Source organism: Pseudomonas sp. PARCl1, assembly GCF_947311875.1.
Taxonomy (GTDB): Bacteria; Pseudomonadota; Gammaproteobacteria; order Pseudomonadales; family Pseudomonadaceae; genus Aquipseudomonas; species Aquipseudomonas juntendi.
Genome location: NZ_CAMZMX010000020.1, coordinates 61,301 through 78,700, shown reverse-complemented (window position 1 = coordinate 78,700; position 17,400 = coordinate 61,301). Strand labels below are relative to the sequence as shown.

The 17,400-nt window shown below is 55.3% G+C and carries 9 protein-coding genes; 8 read left to right on the top strand and 1 reads right to left on the bottom strand.

Going from position 1 to position 17,400, the window contains the following annotated elements; translation table 11 throughout:
- Positions 1-613 precede the first annotated feature (613 nt).
- From QME24_RS13360 to QME24_RS13335, 6 genes are all read left to right on the top strand, one after another.
- Entirely contained in the window at positions 614-4,147 is a 3,534-nt protein-coding gene (locus QME24_RS13360) for a helicase-related protein (RefSeq protein ID WP_280091283.1), read from the top strand.
- On the top strand, positions 4,144-5,517 hold the full coding sequence (locus tag QME24_RS13355) for an AAA family ATPase (protein WP_280091282.1): 1,374 nt from the start codon (positions 4,144-4,146) through the stop codon (positions 5,515-5,517). Before QME24_RS13360 ends, QME24_RS13355 begins: the two co-directional genes overlap by 4 nt.
- Entirely contained in the window at positions 5,514-6,104 is a 591-nt protein-coding gene (locus tag QME24_RS13350) for a retron system putative HNH endonuclease (protein ID WP_280091281.1), read from the top strand. Before QME24_RS13355 ends, QME24_RS13350 begins: the two co-directional genes overlap by 4 nt.
- Positions 6,105-6,119: 15 nt before the next feature.
- Positions 6,120-9,020: a DUF1156 domain-containing protein gene (locus QME24_RS13345; protein WP_280091280.1), complete on the top strand. Its 2,901-nt coding sequence runs from the start codon at positions 6,120-6,122 to the stop codon at positions 9,018-9,020.
- Complete coding sequence (locus tag QME24_RS13340; RefSeq protein ID WP_280091284.1) at positions 8,962-9,687, top strand: hypothetical protein; 726 nt, start codon at positions 8,962-8,964, stop codon at positions 9,685-9,687. The genes QME24_RS13345 and QME24_RS13340 overlap by 59 nt, the downstream gene beginning before the upstream one ends.
- A 138-nt stretch (positions 9,688-9,825) precedes the next feature.
- Complete coding sequence (locus QME24_RS13335; protein WP_280091279.1) at positions 9,826-12,651, top strand: DUF499 domain-containing protein; 2,826 nt, start codon at positions 9,826-9,828, stop codon at positions 12,649-12,651.
- Between the two features lie 37 nt (positions 12,652-12,688).
- On the opposite strand, the gene QME24_RS13330 is transcribed toward QME24_RS13335, so the two are convergent.
- Positions 12,689-12,991 carry a hypothetical protein gene (locus tag QME24_RS13330; protein WP_280091278.1) on the bottom strand — a complete coding sequence of 101 codons (303 nt, stop codon included), beginning with the start codon at positions 12,989-12,991 and terminating at the stop codon, positions 12,689-12,691.
- Between the two features lie 396 nt (positions 12,992-13,387).
- On the opposite strand from QME24_RS13330, the gene QME24_RS13325 reads away from it, so the two are divergent.
- Together QME24_RS13325 and QME24_RS13320 are read left to right on the top strand one after the other, a co-directional pair.
- Complete coding sequence (locus tag QME24_RS13325) at positions 13,388-16,327, top strand: DEAD/DEAH box helicase family protein (protein WP_280091277.1); 2,940 nt, start codon at positions 13,388-13,390, stop codon at positions 16,325-16,327.
- 179 nt (positions 16,328-16,506) lie between these two features.
- Positions 16,507-17,340, top strand: a complete 834-nt coding sequence (locus tag QME24_RS13320) for an HNH endonuclease (RefSeq protein ID WP_280091276.1) — start codon at positions 16,507-16,509, stop codon at positions 17,338-17,340.
- Positions 17,341-17,400 lie beyond the last annotated feature (60 nt).

Below are 17,400 nucleotides of genomic sequence, written 5' to 3'. Positions count from 1 at the left end.
CTTTATCGGCGCTTGGGTGAAAAGGGAGGAGGGGCGAGGTCTCCCACGGTCTGTACTGCGCTAACAGTCAGAAGCTGGCTTTGTCCCTCCTCCTCCCTTCAAGTCTAACCATACAAGCTGGCTTGCCGGCGATGGACTGCGAAGCAGACCAATGGCTGCCACTAAGGCTTAACTGACTAGGATTACGCCCGAGGGCGCCTTCTTCTTTGGAATTCGGTGGGCCGGGGTGATCTTAAACGGTGTTAAACGTTGCTGATTTATAAGCTGTTTCTGTAGTTTTGTATTTTGATGGAATACCCTTTGGAATACAGCGTCGGTTAAAAAGCGAACGGCTACGTTATAGGTCGCTGGAAATTCGTTCAGGGAAATCGGATTTTCTTTTCACCTTTCGGTCGTAATGCTAGTTCCACATGCGAAAACCCATTCCCTCCTGACCCTGCAGCACAGGGGGCGTCTGGACGCGCCTCGCCTTCGCAACTATCAACATGGTGATCGCATTTAGGAAAAACGTGAGAGCCAGCGCTTTCCTGGGCGCCCTGTGGCCCTAGAAACTGGTGTCACTTTCAGCGTATCCACGTAAACTCTCGGATTTCTCAAACGCTGGAAGCTTTCGATGCTCAAGCTGGAAGACATCAAAAAAGACGCCCAGATTCGTGGCCTGCATGGCGACGAGGTGGTCAAGATTGTCAGTGTCGACAAGGTCGGTGACTCGGCGATCAGCGTCGTCTACCAGAAGAGTGCGGGCGGCTACGGTGACCAAATGCTGTTTCGCAGCGACGAATCCCGTCTTGAACTGGCCCAAGCCGGTAGAGCTTGGGCGTTTGATGCCCCAGGTAGCGATTTCAAGCTGGCCTTGGAGGCCTGGCGAATCCAGCTGGCCCATCTGTTCGATCCGATGATGGCAGTGCACACCTCCAACGTCGATCCGCTGCCGCACCAGATTTCCGCCGTCTATGAGTCCATGCTGCCACGTCAGCCGTTGCGCTTTGTGTTGGCCGATGACCCTGGCGCCGGTAAGACCATCATGGCCGGTCTGCTAATCCGCGAGTTGCTGATGCGAGCCGATGCTCGGCGCATCCTCGTGGTATCGCCAGGTTCGCTTACTGAGCAATGGCAGGACGAACTGTTGGAAAAGTTCGGCATCAAGTTCGAGGTGTTCAGCCGCGAGAAACAGGAGCAGTGCGCCACAGGCAATTACTTCGAGGAGCAAAACCTGCTGATCTGCCGTCTCGATCAGCTGTCGCGCAACGAGGACTACCAGCTCAAGCTCAAGAATACCGACTGGGATCTGATCATCGTCGACGAAGCTCACAAGCTGTCGGCCAACTACTTCGGTAACAAGGTTAACAAGACCAAGCGTTTCGAGTTGGGTGAGCTGCTCGGTTCGATTACTCGTCACTTCCTGCTGATGACGGCTACCCCACATAATGGCAAGGAAGAAGACTTTCAAATCTGGCTCTCGCTGCTCGATGGCGACCGCTTCTACGGCAAATTCCGAGAGGGTGCCCACAAGGTCGACGTATCTGACCTCATGCGACGCATGGTCAAAGAAGAGCTGCTTAAGTTCGATGGCACCAGGCTATTCCCGGAACGGCGCGCCTACTCAGCCAACTACTCTCTGTCTAAGCAGGAAGCGACGCTTTATCACGATGTAACAGAGTACGTGCGCAACCAGATGAACTTGGCTGATCGCCTCGATGGTCAGCGCAAGAACAACGTCGGCTTTGCGCTTACTCAACTGCAGCGCCGTCTGGCTTCCAGCCCTGAAGCCATTTATCAGTCGCTGCGCAATCGTCGCAAGCGACTGGAAAATCGTATTGAGGAAGAAAAGCTTCACCTGCGCGGTGGCGGTGTCGCCAGTGTGTTGGGCGCTTACCTGGAGAAAAAGCGCATCGAGGTGCCAGACAACCTCGACGAGATGGAAGACGAGCTCAGTGCCGATGAATACGAGCTCTTCGCTGACCAATTGGTAGACCAGGCGAGCGCTGCCGAAACTATCGCTGAGATGGAAACTGAAATCTGCTTGTTGCAAGGCTTGGAGCTACAAGCGCAGCGCCTGGTGGCTTCCGGCAGTGACCGCAAATGGGAAGAGTTGTCCTGCCTACTGCAAGACTCTCCACAGATGTACAACGGAGAGAACCGCCGCAAACTGATTATCTTCACTGAGCATCGCGCCACTCTGGATTATCTGGTTAAGCGCATCGCCGACATGCTGGGTGATTCGCAGGCCATCGTCACCATTCATGGCGGTACCAACCGCGATGAGCGGCGCAAGGTGCAGGAAGAGTTTCGTCACAACCCGCGGGTGTTGGTGCTGATTGCTACCGATGCGGCCGGCGAGGGCGTCAACCTGCAGAACGCCAATCTTATGGTCAATTATGACTTGCCCTGGAACCCCAACCGCCTGGAGCAGCGTTTCGGCCGTATCCACCGTATTGGTCAGGATCAAGTCTGCCATCTGTGGAACATTGTCGCCAACGAAACCCGTGAAGGTGAGGTATTCCAGAAGCTTTTCGAAAAGCTAGAGATTGAGAAGCAGGCGCTGGGCGGCAAAGTATTCGACATCCTTGGCGAGGCCTTCGACAATGTCTCACTCAAGGATCTACTGATCGAAGCCATTCGCTATGGCGACTCGCCGGAGGTGCGTGAGCGGCAAAACCAGGTCATAGAAGGGGCGCTGGATACCGAACACCTGCGTGAAATCCTTCGTCGCAACGCGCTGGTCGAGCAGCATATGAGCCTCGACCAGTTGTATGCAGTCAAAGAGGAAATGGAGAAAGCAGAAGCCCGAAAGCTGCAGCCCTATTTCATCCGTGCCTTCTTCAATGAGGCTTTTACCAGCGTTGGTGGAGAGCTTCGTAACCGCGAGCCTGCGCGTTTTGAGATTCGTCATGTGCCGGCTGTCCTGCGCGAGCGTGACCGAGTGATCGGAGAAACCCGTACGCCTGTGCTCAAGCAGTACGAGCGCATCTGCTTCGAGAAACAGCAGGTGCGCGTGCCGGGCAAGCCTATGGCCGATCTAATCCATCCTGGCCATCCACTGATGCAGACGCTGACCGATATCACGCTCAGTGCCCATCGTGGCAAGCTCAAGCAAGGTTCAGTACTGGTTGACCCCAATGACGACAGCCTGATTCCCAAAGTACTGTTCATGCTTGATCACAGTGTGCGTGAGAGTGCGAGCGACGGCGCAGAACAGCCCAAGATCGTCTCGCGCCGGTTACAGTTTGTCGAAATCGACCCTCAAGGCCACAGCAGCAATGCGGGCTGGGCACCGCACCTAGATCTTTTGCCGATCAAACCGGGTGAGCTGGCCCTGGTGCAGGACGTACTGGGCGCATCTTGGATGCAGCAAAATCTGGAAAACCTTGCGCTAGAGCACGCCTCGCAACAGCTAGTGCCCGACCATTACAGCGAAGTGAAAGCTCGCATTCAGCGCCAGGTCGAACGCGTGCTCGCGGCTGTACATGAGCGTCTGGTTAAGGAAATCAACTACTGGTCTGATCGCTACCTCAAGCTCTGTGAGGACGTGGCTGCTGGTAAGCAGCCGCGTATGCAGCCGGAGAATGCGCGTCGCCGCTATGAGGAACTGACAGCCCGGCTGGAGCAGCGCACCCGTGAGCTTCAAGCTATGCAACAGGTTAGCTCTTCCACCCCAATAGTGATTGGCGGTGCATTGGTGATACCTGCTGGCCTGCTAGCCCAGCGTCAGGGTGATACCGCTTTTTGTGCAGATGCAGAGGCACGCTCGCGTATCGAGTGGGTAGCCATGCATGCCGTGATCGCAGCCGAGCAGGCTTTGGGACACAGCGTCAAGGATGTATCTGCCGAGAAGTGTGGCTGGGATATCACTGCGCGTCCGCCGGTTGCCGCCGATGGCAGCATCAAGGACGACCGTCATATCGAGGTCAAAGGACGCGTAAGGGGCTCAACCACTGTCACCGTGACTAAGAACGAGATCTTCTCCAGCTACAACCAGGGCGAGAAATACATCCTCGCCATCGTGCTGGTGGATGGCGATCAGACAGACGGTCCGTATTACATCAAGCACCCGTTCAAGAGCGAGCCGGAGTTCGGCATAGCCAGCGTCAACTACGACCTGGGCGAATTGCTATCGCGTGCGATCACGCCGGAGGAAAGTCAGTGAAATTAACCAAGCTGCGCCTGGAGAACTATCGCTGCTATCAGGACTTTGAGATTGATCTCCACGACAAGCTAACCGTGCTGATTGCTCCCAATGGCTTTGGTAAGACCACTCTGCTAGATGCGGCACGGGTCGCGCTCTGGCCCTTTGTTAAGGGATTTGATCTGGGTAGTCAGACCGGTAAGTCGGCTACTATTCAGAACACTGACGTGCGACTAGCGCTGCTCAGCGAGGACAATATGGAACCGCAGTTGCCTAGCGTAATTGAGGTCTGTGGGGATTGGTCAACGACTGAGCGCGATTACTCTTGGATTCAGCAACGCATCAGCATGAAAAAGAACACCAACACTACTGGGAACGTTGGTAGCAGAGCGCTGACTGCTTTTGGCAAAGAGCTTGAGGACCTCGTGCGTAGGGATCAGCACGTTACACTGCCTCTGCTGAGCTATCTAGGTACTTCGCGCCTGTGGTTCGAGGGGCGTTTCACTTCAGTTGCTGCCGAAACGACTCTTGATAAGAGCGAATACTCTCGCACTTCCGGCTATCTCAATTGCTTGTCTTATTCTTCAAGTTTTAAAACCTTCACAGCGTGGTTCGGGTGGATCTACCGCAGCTACCGAGAAGAGCAATTGACGGCGTTGGAAAGAAATTCGGAGTTGTCGTCCAAAGGTCAGCGTTTTTCGCAAATCATTGAGGCGATCAAGACGGCCATCAATACCCTGACTGAGGTTCCTACTGGCTGGCATGATCTGGAGTACAGTGCCAGCCATCAGCAGCAGCTGGTCATGCACCATCCGGTGCAGGGCGTAATGCCAGTCGATATGCTCAGTGACGGTCTACGTAATGCCATTGCCATGGTTGCCGATCTGGCGTTTCGAGCTTGCAAGCTCAATCCCCATCTCGGAGTGCGTGCGCCCTTGGAAACGCCCGGTATCGCGCTGATCGATGAGGTGGATATGTTCCTGCATCCGCAATGGCAGCAGACGATTCTTGCGTCCTTGCAAAGCGCATTTCCTGAAATCCAATTCATCGTAACCACCCATAGCCCGCAGGTGCTCAGCACTGTTCGTCGAGAATGCATTAGAGTTGTAGAGCAGACGGAATTTGGATTGTGTGCAGCTATGCCTGAGTTCAGTCCGCTGGCACATGAATCAGGTGATGCGCTGGCCAAGATCATGGGTACCCATCGTGAGCCGCCATTGCCGATTCAAGAGCAGATACGCCATTTTGAGCAGCTAGTGCGCGCTGGCCAGGAAAGCTCTGGAGAGGCCAAGGCTCTACGCCAGGAGCTTGATCAGGCCGGTTATCAAGTCCATGAAAGCGATCTGATCACTTGGCGTTTTTTGGCGCAGCATAAGGCGGGGCAGGCATGATCGAGCTGCGTCATCGTGCTGTCCCGACACCTGCATTTACCGCATTTGTCGCTACTAATCCGCACGCTTCAGTAGCTGATTTCGACAGCCTTACATTCCAGCCGGTAAAGCAGGCTGTGAAGGCTGACCTCAACGCTGATCAGGGCGGGCTTTGCGTATACTGTGAGAGTTCACTGGCCCCCACTACAGGGCAGGTTGAGCATATAAAGCCGAAAGCAGGTGCCAACGCGCATCCCCACCTGTGCTTCACCTATACCAACTATGGCCATAGCTGCATCAACCCCAAAACCTGCGGGCAGAAAAAGAACAACGGTCTATTGCCCATCGAACCCGGGCCGGGTTGCAACGGTGAATGGACGCTCTCAACCGATGGGACCATCGAGCCTATTGCTGGCCTGACTCGGAAGCGTAAGCATGTGGTCATTCAGACTCGTGACATGCTTGGTCTTAACAGAGATTCCAACCTGGTTGATGAGCGTCAGCGCTGGCTAAAAAGCGCATTGGCTGTGTTGCAGCAAGCCCCCCAAGACATTCAGCAGTTTCTGCAGCAAGCGCCATATCGGTACATGCTGTCGACTGTCCTGTGACATCGAGATTATTCAGTGACATACGCAATCAAAACTCCGAAAAAACTCATCGAAGTCGCTCTGCCGCTGGATGCAATCAACGTCGCAGCTGCCCGTGAAAAGTCTATCCGTCATGGTCATCCCAGCACCCTGCATCTGTGGTGGGCGAGGCGGCCGTTGGCTGCGGCGCGGGCGGTGATCTTTGCGCAGATGGTCAATGACCCTGGCTACGAGCGCCATCTCGGGCGTGGGGTGAACAAAGAAAAGGCCGCTGCAGAACGCGAGCGCCTGTTCAAGATCATCGAGGAGCTGGTGCAGTGGGAAAACACCAACAACGAGGAGGTGTTGGAGCGCGCACGGCTGGAGATCTGGAAAAGCTGGCGCGAGACTTGCGAGCTGAATAAGAGCCACCCGCAGGCTGCCGAGCTATTCAATTCGGAAGAGCTGCCGGGCTTCCACGATCCTTTTGCCGGCGGTGGTGCGCTGCCACTGGAAGCGCAGCGACTGGGGCTGGAAAGCTACGCCTCCGACCTCAATCCGGTGGCGGTGACTATCAACAAGGCGATGATCGAGATCCCTCCGAAGTTCGCCGGCCGTTCGCCGGTCGGGCCGGAGATCGATGCCGATAAGGACAGTAAGAAACGCGCGACCCGCGACGCCTTCGAGGACTGGTCGGGGACCAAGGGCCTAGCCGAGGATGTGCGTCGCTATGGCGCCTGGATGCGAGAGGAGGCGCAAAAACGCATCGGTCATCTGTACCCGCAGATCGAAGTTACTGCCGAAATGGTCGCCGAGCGCCCGGATCTGGCGCAGTACCATGGCGAGAAGCTCACAGTGATTGCCTGGCTATGGGCGCGCACTGTGAAAAGCCCCAACCCGGCGTTCAGTCATGCCGAGGTACCGCTGGCCAGCACCTTTATCTTGTCCAGCAAGGCGGGCAAGGAGTCCTATGTCGAGCCGATGATTGATGGTGATAATTATCGCTTTAGCGTGAGAGTGGGCACGCCACCGGTATCTGCGAAGAACGGCACCAAGCTGTCACGCGGGGCTAATTTCCAGTGCCTGCTGTCCGATACGCCGATTGAACCGAGTTACATCAAGGCCGAAGGTGTTGCTGGTCGCCTTGGTCAACGGTTGATGGCCATCGTGGCCGAAGGCACCCGTGGCCGTGTTTATCTGGAGCCAATAGGCGAGCACGAGGCTATCGCGGCGCAAGCCCAACCTGAGTGGCGACCAGAAACCAGTTTGCCGGACGACCCCCGCAATTTTTGGACGCTGAATTATGGACTGGGCAAGTTTGGCGACCTATTTACCCCCCGCCAGTTGGTCGCGCTGACCACCTTGTCCGATCTGGTGCAGGAAGCCATCGTCCGCGTGCGGGAGGATGCACTGACCGCAGGCATGGTTGACGATGGGTTGGGGCTGGATCAGGGCGGCACGGGGGCTACATCCTATGCGCAGGCGGTGGCGGTATATCTGGCGTTTGCTATTAGCAAGGTCAGCAATATCGGCTCGACTGTCGCCTCTTGGATGAATGATCGTGGTGCGTTCCGTGAAACTTTTGCTCGCCAAGCTATCCCAATGGTTTGGGACTTTGCTGAAGCAAATCCGTTTGCCGATGCTGGCGGGAGTCTTGCCACTGCTATTGATAAAGGGGCTATGGCAGTGCGTGACTTGCCTGAAGATGGCAAGGGGCACGTCTATCAGCAGGATGCCCAGACGCAACAGATCAGCGAGGGGAAGCTGATCTCCACCGACCCGCCGTACTACGACAATATCGGCTATGCCGACCTATCGGATTTCTTCTATGTCTGGCTGCGCCGTGTGCTGAGGCCGGTCTTTCCTAGCCTGTATGCCACCCTGGCGGTGCCGAAGGCCGAGGAACTGGTGGCTACGCCGTACCGCCATGGTGGCAAGAAGGAGGCCGAAGAGTTCTTCCTCGAAGGCATGACCGCTGCCATACACAACCTTGCCGCGTTAGCCCACCCGGCTTTTCCGGTGACCATTTACTACGCCTTCAAGCAGGCGGAAACCAAGGGAGATGCCGGCACCTCCAGCACGGGCTGGGAAACCTTCCTCGGCGCTGTGCTTAAGGCCGGCTTCGCTCTGACTGGTACTTGGCCGATGCGTACAGAGGGTGCAGGGCGCTTGATCGGTAAAGGTACGAACGCTCTGGCCTCCAGCATCGTGCTGGTCTGCCGCCCGCGTGCTGCCGATGCGCCGACCATCTCTCGCCGCGAATTTATCCGCGAACTCAACGCCACCTTACCGGATGCACTGCTGGATATGACGCGCGGCGGTATCAACTCGCCGGTGGCCCCGGTGGACTTGTCGCAGGCTATCATCGGTCCCGGCATGGAAGTGTTCAGCAAGCACAGCTCCGTGCTTGAGGCTGACGGCTCGCCGATGACTGTGCGCAGTGCCCTGCAACTGATCAATCGCTTTATCGGCGAAGACGACTTTGACCACGACACCCAGTTCTGCCTCGCTTGGTTCGAGCAGCATGGCTGGGCCGACGGCAAATACGGCGATGCCGATGTGCTGGCCAGGGCCAAGGGCACCAGCGTCGGCGGCCTGGTCGATGCCGGCGTGGTTGAAAGCAGCGCCGGTAACTTGCGCCTCCTCAAATGGGCGGATATGCCGCGTGATTGGGCACCAGAAACTGATAACCGCTTGGCAGTTTGGGAAGCCTTACACCAAGTGATCCGCGCCCTCAACCAGGATGGTGAAACCGCCGCCGGCCAACTGCTGGCGCGCATGCCCGACAAAACCGCCGGCCTCACCGCGCTGACCTACCGCCTCTACACCCTATGCGAACGCCAGGGATGGGCCAGCGAAGCCCGCGCCTACAACGAACTGCAAGGAGCCTGGATCGGCATTGAACAATCCAGTCGGCAAGCTGGCCACATTGGCAGCCAGAGCGCACTGGATATCTGAGGAACTGGATATGACATCTGCACAAGAGGCTACAGCAGATGAACTTTGGAGCCTCATCAAAAGGGAGATCGCCGGCATTCAGGTGATCTGGGAGGCTGCCAAAAATCTTTTTTTCCAGCCACAAGGCGAGGGCTGGCGCAGCTGTGGGCTGTGCACTCCGTTGCTATTTGGGCTGACGCAAGCGGTTTACATCGAGTCGCTGCTGATACGAGTTGCCCGCTTAATGGATCCGGCATCGACCGGTAGAGGCGGCCAACAGCAGAATTTGAGTCTTTTGCGTTTGTCGACATTGGAGCCGAGCTTGGGCGTTGACGAGTCCATTGTTCGAAGTGTCTGGGATGGTTCGGGGCTCAAGCGGATTCGCGATAAGTACCTGAGCCACAACGATCTAGTGCGGCAGCTTGCGGAAGAACACTCGGTGAACATACCGCTAGAGACGAAAGATATTAGGGCGCTCAGGCAACTGGTCGATGGGTTGCTGGAGTTTCAACAGGCGGTAAATCTGAAACTGCGAAGAGCAAGCCATCTGCACGAAGGCCTGAGCGTACGAGTTCAGGCCGAAGTCAACGTGCTGAGCGATACGCTTTTGGGCGGCGAGCAGTTTTTCAAGCTACTGCCTGAGCATGAATGTTTGCAGCAGGCTTGGGGTAAAGTGAGGCCTGGGTAAGCTCCCTTCAGACGTTCTGTTCAGAGATCGACGCGAAATGTTCTGGCAAATCAATTTCACTGCGCCCTTGAGCGCGTCTGTAAGCGTACGAGTAGCAGTACTGTTGCCGTATGCCTCTGCTGTAAAGGAATAAAAGAAATGACTCTGAAACCCTGGCGTCTGATCGCCGAACCCCACGAAGACGTGCGCAGCGGTACCTTTGTTCAGGCTGAGTTCGCTGCGGATATGACCCGCGTGCATACCGGGACGGCGACTGCGGAGTACCAAGACCCGAAGCTGTTCTTCCAGCGCACCTTTATCACCGAGGGCATGCGTTTGCTGCTGGACTCGGTGGTTAAGCGTCTGTCCGGCAAGGGTGGCGATCCGGTCATTCAGTTGCAGACGGCCTTCGGCGGCGGCAAGACCCACACGATGCTGGCGGTTTATCACTTGGCTCGGGGCAAGGTGCCGGCCAGTGAAATGCCGGGTGTTGGGACTATCTTGAACAAAGCCGGTGTTACCGAGTTGGCTCCGGCGCGGGTGGTGGTGTTGGATGGCATCAAGTCCTCCCCCAATCAGCCGGTTCGGTATGGCGCCTGTTCAGTGCGCACGCTCTGGGGCGAATTGGCCTGGCAGTTGGGCGGTGAAGAGGGTTATGCGCTGGTTGGTGACGCTGACCTTTCTGGCACGTCGCCGGGTAAGGATGTTCTGGTCACACTGCTGAGCCGTTATGCACCTTGCGTCATTCTGGTGGACGAGTTGGTGGCATATATCCGCCAGTTCGAGGAAGGCGTTTCACTGGCTGGAGGAACCTTCGACTCCAACTTGACCTTTGTCCAGGCGCTGACCGAGGCGCTTAAGGCTGTGCCGACAGCGGTGATGTTGGCCTCGCTGCCTGAGTCTGATAAAGAAGCCGGCAGCCATCGTGGTGTACGCGCCTTGGAGGCGTTGTCGCACTACTTTGGTCGTGTGCAGGCGCTGTGGAAACCGGTGGCGACAGAGGAAGCGTTCGAGATTGTTCGGCGTCGCCTGTTCAGTCGCATCAACGACCAACTGGCTGCCGAGCAGGTGTGCCGGCAGTTTGCGGAGTTCTACATTGCTCACAGCGGCAAGTTCCCGTCCGAAACCCAGGAAATCCATTACTTCGAGCGTCTGAAGCAGGCTTACCCCATTCATCCGGAAGTGTTTGACCGGCTGTATGACGACTGGTCGAGCCTGGATAACTTCCAGCGTACACGTGGAGTGCTGAAGATGATGGCCAAGATCATCTACAGCCTGTGGAAAGACGGAAACAACGATCCGTTGATCATGGCAGGCAGCCTGCCGTTTGCGGATACCGACACCCGCAACGAGTTTACCTATTACCTGCCGGCAGGCTGGGATCCGGTTGTGGATCGGGACATTGATGGGCCGCGCGCCGAAACCGTAGCCATCGAGAATCACGATGCACGTCTTGGGGCGGTGCATGCCTGCCGTCGAACTGCACGTACGATTTTCCTCGGTAGTGCGCCGACAACCTCCAGCCAGCTGATTCGCGGTATCGAGCTGGAGCGTGTCTTGCTGGGCAGCGCTCAGCCGGAGCAGCAACTGGGCTTGTATGAAGATGCATTGCGACGCTTGGGTGACAAACTGCATTACCTGAACAGTGCCAACAGTCGTTACTGGTTCGACACTCGCCCGAACCTGCGTCGCGAGATGGAGGAGCGTAAGAAGCGCTTCAAGGATCGCGAGGATGTGTTTCCTACTCTGCGTCAGCGCCTTAACAATCTAAATGGTTGTTTCGGTGGCGTGCACGTATTTACCGGCAGTGCCGATGTGCCGGATGATTGGACGCTGCGCCTGGTGGTACTTGCGCCTGATTCGCCATACAGCAAAACCGGGCCAAATGCGGCGCTAAATAAGGCGTTGGAGATCCTTAAAAGTCGAGGTGAGCAACCTCGTCAAAAGCAAAACCGCCTGATTTTTCTGGCAGCGGATGCGGACAACGTAGGCCGCTTGAAGGATCACGCCCGTTCGGTGCTGGCCTGGGAGTCCATAGTCAGCGATTACAAGGACAACCGCCTTACGCTTGACAACCTGATGGCCAAAAATGCCTCAGCCAGTCTGGAGCAGGCACGCGAGACGCTGAACCGCACCCTGCGCGAAACTTGGAAATGGCTGCTGACGCCTGTGCAACACGCCAGCAATCTGACAGAGATCGTTTGGGAGCCCTATAACATCAACCCGGGTGCTTCGAGCCTGTCCCAGGAGATCGAAAAGGTTCTGCGGGAAAACGAACTGCTGATCTCCGAGTGGGCGCCGATTCATCTGTCCAACATGCTTAAGCGTTGGTTCTGGAAGGACGGCGTGGCTGAGGTGGGTGCGCTGGATGTGTGGCAGAAAACCTGCTGCTACCTGTACCTTCCGCGCCTGCGAGACGATCAAGTGTTTGCCCGCACGCTGAACCTTGGGGTACAGAGCAAGGACTTTTTCGGCGTAGCGCAAGGTAAAGAAGGCGACCGCTATCCAGGATTTGTGTACGGTAAGCCAACCTCGGTGATTCTCGATGGCTCTTGTCTGCTAATTGAACCAAGTGCGGCATCGGACTATGCCGAGCGGCTCCGAGCCAAGGAGGCCGCGGCTAGCGAGGAGTCCAAAGTGAAGCCGCCTGTAGGGGAGCATGTCATACCCTCTGGAAGCTCCGGCGGAACAGCTAGTGGTGCTGTGTCGGGTGGCAGTTATTCTGGTTCAAACGATGTGCCGGTGGCCAAGGCATTGCCAACACAGTTTTATGCCAGCGCCGAGCTGGATCCGGTCAAAGCCAAAATGCAATTTGCAACGCTGGTTGATGAAGTGATTCAGCAGTTCACCGCCAAGCATGGTGTGAATGTAACCATTTCTATCGATATCCAGGCCAGCAGCACTGGCGGTTTTGACGACTCTGTGCAGCGCTCGGTTAAGGAGAACTGTAGCGTCTTGAAGGTGAATACCTACGAGTTTGAGTAGAGTACGACAGGGCGGGCGTCCCAGTAGACGCCCGCTACTACTGCCAGTGAATTGGGATTTCGATGCTGTAGTTTTTGGCGACAGTTTTTAGTGTGGCGAGGATCTCAGTATGTCGTGTCTGATCGGTCGGCTGCCAGGTCGTACGGCGATCAAGGAGGTATTTCAGTTCGCCCAGGTTGTACATACCGAGACGATGGAAATTGCCCCAATTCGGAATGCCGAACAGGTTGTAGATTACTACGGTGGCGTCGCGTTCGCTGGCAAGGCGCTTTTCCCCGCTGAGCTTTTCGGCAGCGGCTTCGGCTTCGTCTCGGTCATCGTAAGTGTTCAATAATTTCATCAGTGTTCGGCTGTACTTCGAATCGGCAGCGGATTCTGCCTGACTGGGAAAGAAAGCACATCCCAGAATTTTTGAGGTTAAGCGTACAGGGATTAACCCCTGCGCAGGCCAGCCCGGCATCTACTGATGTGGTGTAGATGCGTTCGGGCACCTATCACGCGTCTACAATCCCGTGTGAGCGAAACGGTCCTGACCAATCTTTGGCATAGGAATTGATCAGCGCTGTGACTGGCTGCTTTTGACCAAAACGAGCACGACAACTCGACAACCCTGCGCGGGGCTCGCCTAGCTTAGTCCTTATGTCTAAGTGGTTTAAGGTCATATGAGTAATAGGGGGCGTGCTACCATATCGCCACTCTCTCTCCCCAGAAGTTTTTCTGCCCCCAGGAAATCGCCATGGACGATGTAGTCATAACGCACTCGGATGTGTACCAAAGCTGGCAAAACCATCTCTTTAATTTCAGTCTCGACGATCCCAAAACGAACGCACCCGGGCTGCGCAAGCCGCAACTGGCTGCGCTTTATGCCGCCCTGGGGCACCTGGTGGTTGATCCCTCTTTGACCGCCACTGTGGTCATGCCGACCGGTACAGGGAAGACTGACACCATGCTCGCGCTGATCCTCGCTGCGAGGATGGCAAGAACCTTGATCCTGGTTCCCTCGGATGCCCTTAGAACGCAGTTGGTGGGTAAGTGCACGGAGATGAACACGCTCCGCACCGTGGGGGCGGTATCGGACACGGCACGAAATCCCATTGTAGCGGCCATCGGTTCGAAGCTGTCAGAAGAACAGGTTGCTGATTTGGCCAGCGCCAACATCATTGTGGCCACTCCCCAGGCCCTGCTGCTATTCGAAGACGCCGCCTTGGGCGCGCTGGTCAATATGTGCAGCCACCTGATGATCGACGAGGCTCATCACGTCGCCGCTGCCAGCTGGAATCGAATCAAAACCGCCTTCATCAACAAACCGTGTATTCAGTTCACAGCGACGCCATTCCGGGAGGATGGTCTGGCTCTGGCCGGTAAGATTATTTACAACTACCCGCTCCGGGATGCGCAGCTTGACGGCTATTTCAAAGGTATCGAGTTCCATCCAGTAAGAGAATACAACCTCAAGCTGTCCGACCAGGCGATTGCAGACAAGGCTGTTGAGCTGCTCAGGGCTGACCTCAAGGCTGGGTATAACCATCTGATGATGGTGCGGGCCAAGTCGCACAAGCGGGCGTCAGACCTGTTTGAGATTTACAAGCAGCATCCCGACCTCACGCCGGTACTGATTCACAGCAATGTGCCGAATCAGGCGAGGGTGATGGCTGAGATTATCAAGAAGAAGCACCGGATCATCGTCTGCGTCGACATGCTTGGCGAGGGCTTCGACTTACCCGAGCTCAAAATTGCTGCCATTCATGACCAACACCAAAGTCCTGCCGTGACGCTCCAGTTCATCGGCCGGCTGACACGTGTGGACGCGGCCCTTGGTGATGCCAAGTTCGTGGCGAACATCGCTAATCAGAAGACCGACCACCAAATGGCTGACCTCTATAAGGAGAGTGCTGACTGGGGGGCAGTCATTCGCAATGTGAGTGAGAAAAAGGTCAGCCGGGAAATTCAGAAGGCGGACTTCACCGAGCAATTCGCTGACGGTGACGATGCCAAGGTAATCTTTGGGCTCAACCCGAACCCCAAAATCAGCGCAGTGGCGTACCACCTCTCTGCCAAAGACTGGACACCGCAGCGGGCACAAAGCCTGGATGGCCGCAGGGAGACACTGCAGTACTTTTCGATCAATGATCAGGCCGATACCGTCATTGCCGTGACTCGGCGAGAGACGCTGGTTGGGTGGGCTCAGACCGAAGAAATCGTCGATACCAACTGGAATCTGTACATCGCGTTCTATGACAAAGCGCAGAAAACCCTCTTCATTCACACCTCGGGTGACGACACCCAGGCAACTCGCTTCCTGAGCCTGGTGGCCAAAGACTCTCGTCGCATCAATGGTGAGCCGGCGTTCCGAACGCTCCACGACATCAAGCTGATGAAGCTGCAGAACGTTGGCCTGTCCCGCGCCCGAAAAGACTTGCGGTTTACGATGCACGTGGGGCGCGACATTAACCAGGTGATCAGCGATATTGAGAAAGGCAATGCGACAAAGTCGAACATCTTCGCCACTGGTTTTGAGGATGGAGAACGAACCACCGTGGGCTGTTCGCACAAGGGCAAGATCTGGGAGATGAACTCCTCTCCGATCAACTACTGGGTCGAGTGGTGCAAGCGCATGGCGGTCAAACTCAACGACAACACCATCGACCCTGGTGACGTCCTCAAAAATGTCATGCGTGCCGACCAAATCAAGGATAGATGGCCAGAGGGGCTGTTCTACGCAGACTGGCCTGTGTCGATCGCGATCGAAAATGAGCAAAGGATCTCGCTGTATTTTCAGGGAGAAACTTTCAACCTGCTCGATGTCGAGCTTGGTAAGCCTGAGTACATTGATGCACGGACGCTGGAGGTCCCCGTCATCGTTGGGGGTAACGAGGGCGAGGATCGCCGGCTGACTACCATCGCCATCAAATTGCTGGAGGATGGGTACAAGGCCTCCTGCCCTGGTGTGAAGATCCTTTACCCCCACGAAATGCCACTGGATTCCTACCTGGATGGAGAGCCGCTGGTACTGCTCAAGGTCGACGGTTCCATGGTGCAGGGCAACTACCGTCAGTACTCACTCAATAGCATGGATGTAAAACTGCCTGCCGGTTTGCTCGAACCATGGGATTGGGGAGCGACGAAAATCCACCAGGAGTCCATGCGTGCGGAGCGACGAAAGGATTCAGTGCAAGGGGTCACTTTCGACAAGATCGCTGACGATTACTCAATCGTGTTCAACGATGACGGCAAAGGCGAAATCGCTGACTTGGTGGCAATTCGGGAAAACCAGGACGCCATCTACGTCGACCTGTACCACTGCAAGTTCTGTCCTATGACGGATGGCGTGGCCGTACCTGGGGCGCGCGTCGCCGATGTTTATGAAGTATGCGGCCAGGCATCCAGATCGGTGAAATGGCTTTACACCGGCGACAAGTTCTTTAACCGGCTAATGGATCGCTACCAGCAAGGACTGCTGAAGGACTTCGACAGAATCCTGAAAGGCACGCCTCAGCAGTTGGAGATCCTGCGCAATAAATGCCACGACCATGAGCTGATCTTCAAGTTTGTGATCGTGCAGCCTGCGATATCAGCGAAGAAGGTGTCGAAGGAGCAACTGGCCGTCTTGGGAACGAGCTACTCATACATCAAGAGCATCTCGGGCTCGGACATCAAGGTCATTGTTAGCCCTTGATTGACTTGCACCAGCGGAATTGCAGCTGATTCAGCTGATGGCGCTTGGGTCGATAGCTGTTATTTTTGAAGGGCTGCTTCGACCTATTGCGGTCATTCGAGGTGCCTACAAAAATGGGGGCAAGATTCAGATCTTGCTAAACGCTTAACTATTGCTAACAAAATTCCGTATGGATGATCATGGCACAGATCAAAAACACCACTGCGAATAAAGCTTCAAGTAATAAGTCTAAAAATAAACGCGTGAATTTCTCACCTAGTACTGTGAAACATATAGCGTTTGAAGCACATTTGTTTTGCTCAAATCCTGAATGTTGCAGATTCACTTCCTACACCACCACTAGCGGAAAACCTAGAGCCATCGCTGAAGCAGCCCATATTAACGCAGCAAGTTTGACGGGCCCGCGACCAAGTGCAATTTCTTCTGGTGAAGATCTAAAGTCGGCATCGAATGGTATTTGGCTTTGCAAAATCTGTCATGACAAGATAGATGACGATCCCAAATTTTACCCAGAGACCAAGCTGCGTGAATGGAAGGAGAAGCATTCAGTATTCGTTCAGCAGTTAATTGGAAAGGATTTCGATCTAGTACATTTTGAGTTGTATGCTCGTAGTCGCAATGTAGCCCAGATCATTAGTGTTCTTGGCTTCTTAGAAGGAAAGCGAGTGTTTTTTGAATCTCTGGATGCCGAGCAGCCTGACCAAGTACTTGAGTCACTTCTTGAAATTCGCTCACGAATTACCAGCGCTCTTGGACAAATGATGAAGGGAGATTCGGCTTCGGAAAGTCTACGTGAAATCAATAAAATTATTCGATCGTTTCTGACTGCGCACCCCCGACTCAATGAACTGAAATGCGACGCCACAGATTCAGATTTTCTTAGATTTTTCGATGGGCTCCAAACCCTGCGTATCAACCTTCTACCGAAGGTCATAGAAATTGCTGGCAATGTGAAATATAACTTGAGCCCTGAGCTAGTAAGCGAGCACAAGAGACTGCAAGAATTTAAATAAGCTTTACAGTATTCTAGGGATGCCGTAGCTATAACTAGCCATCTCCAATGTGGCCAGAGT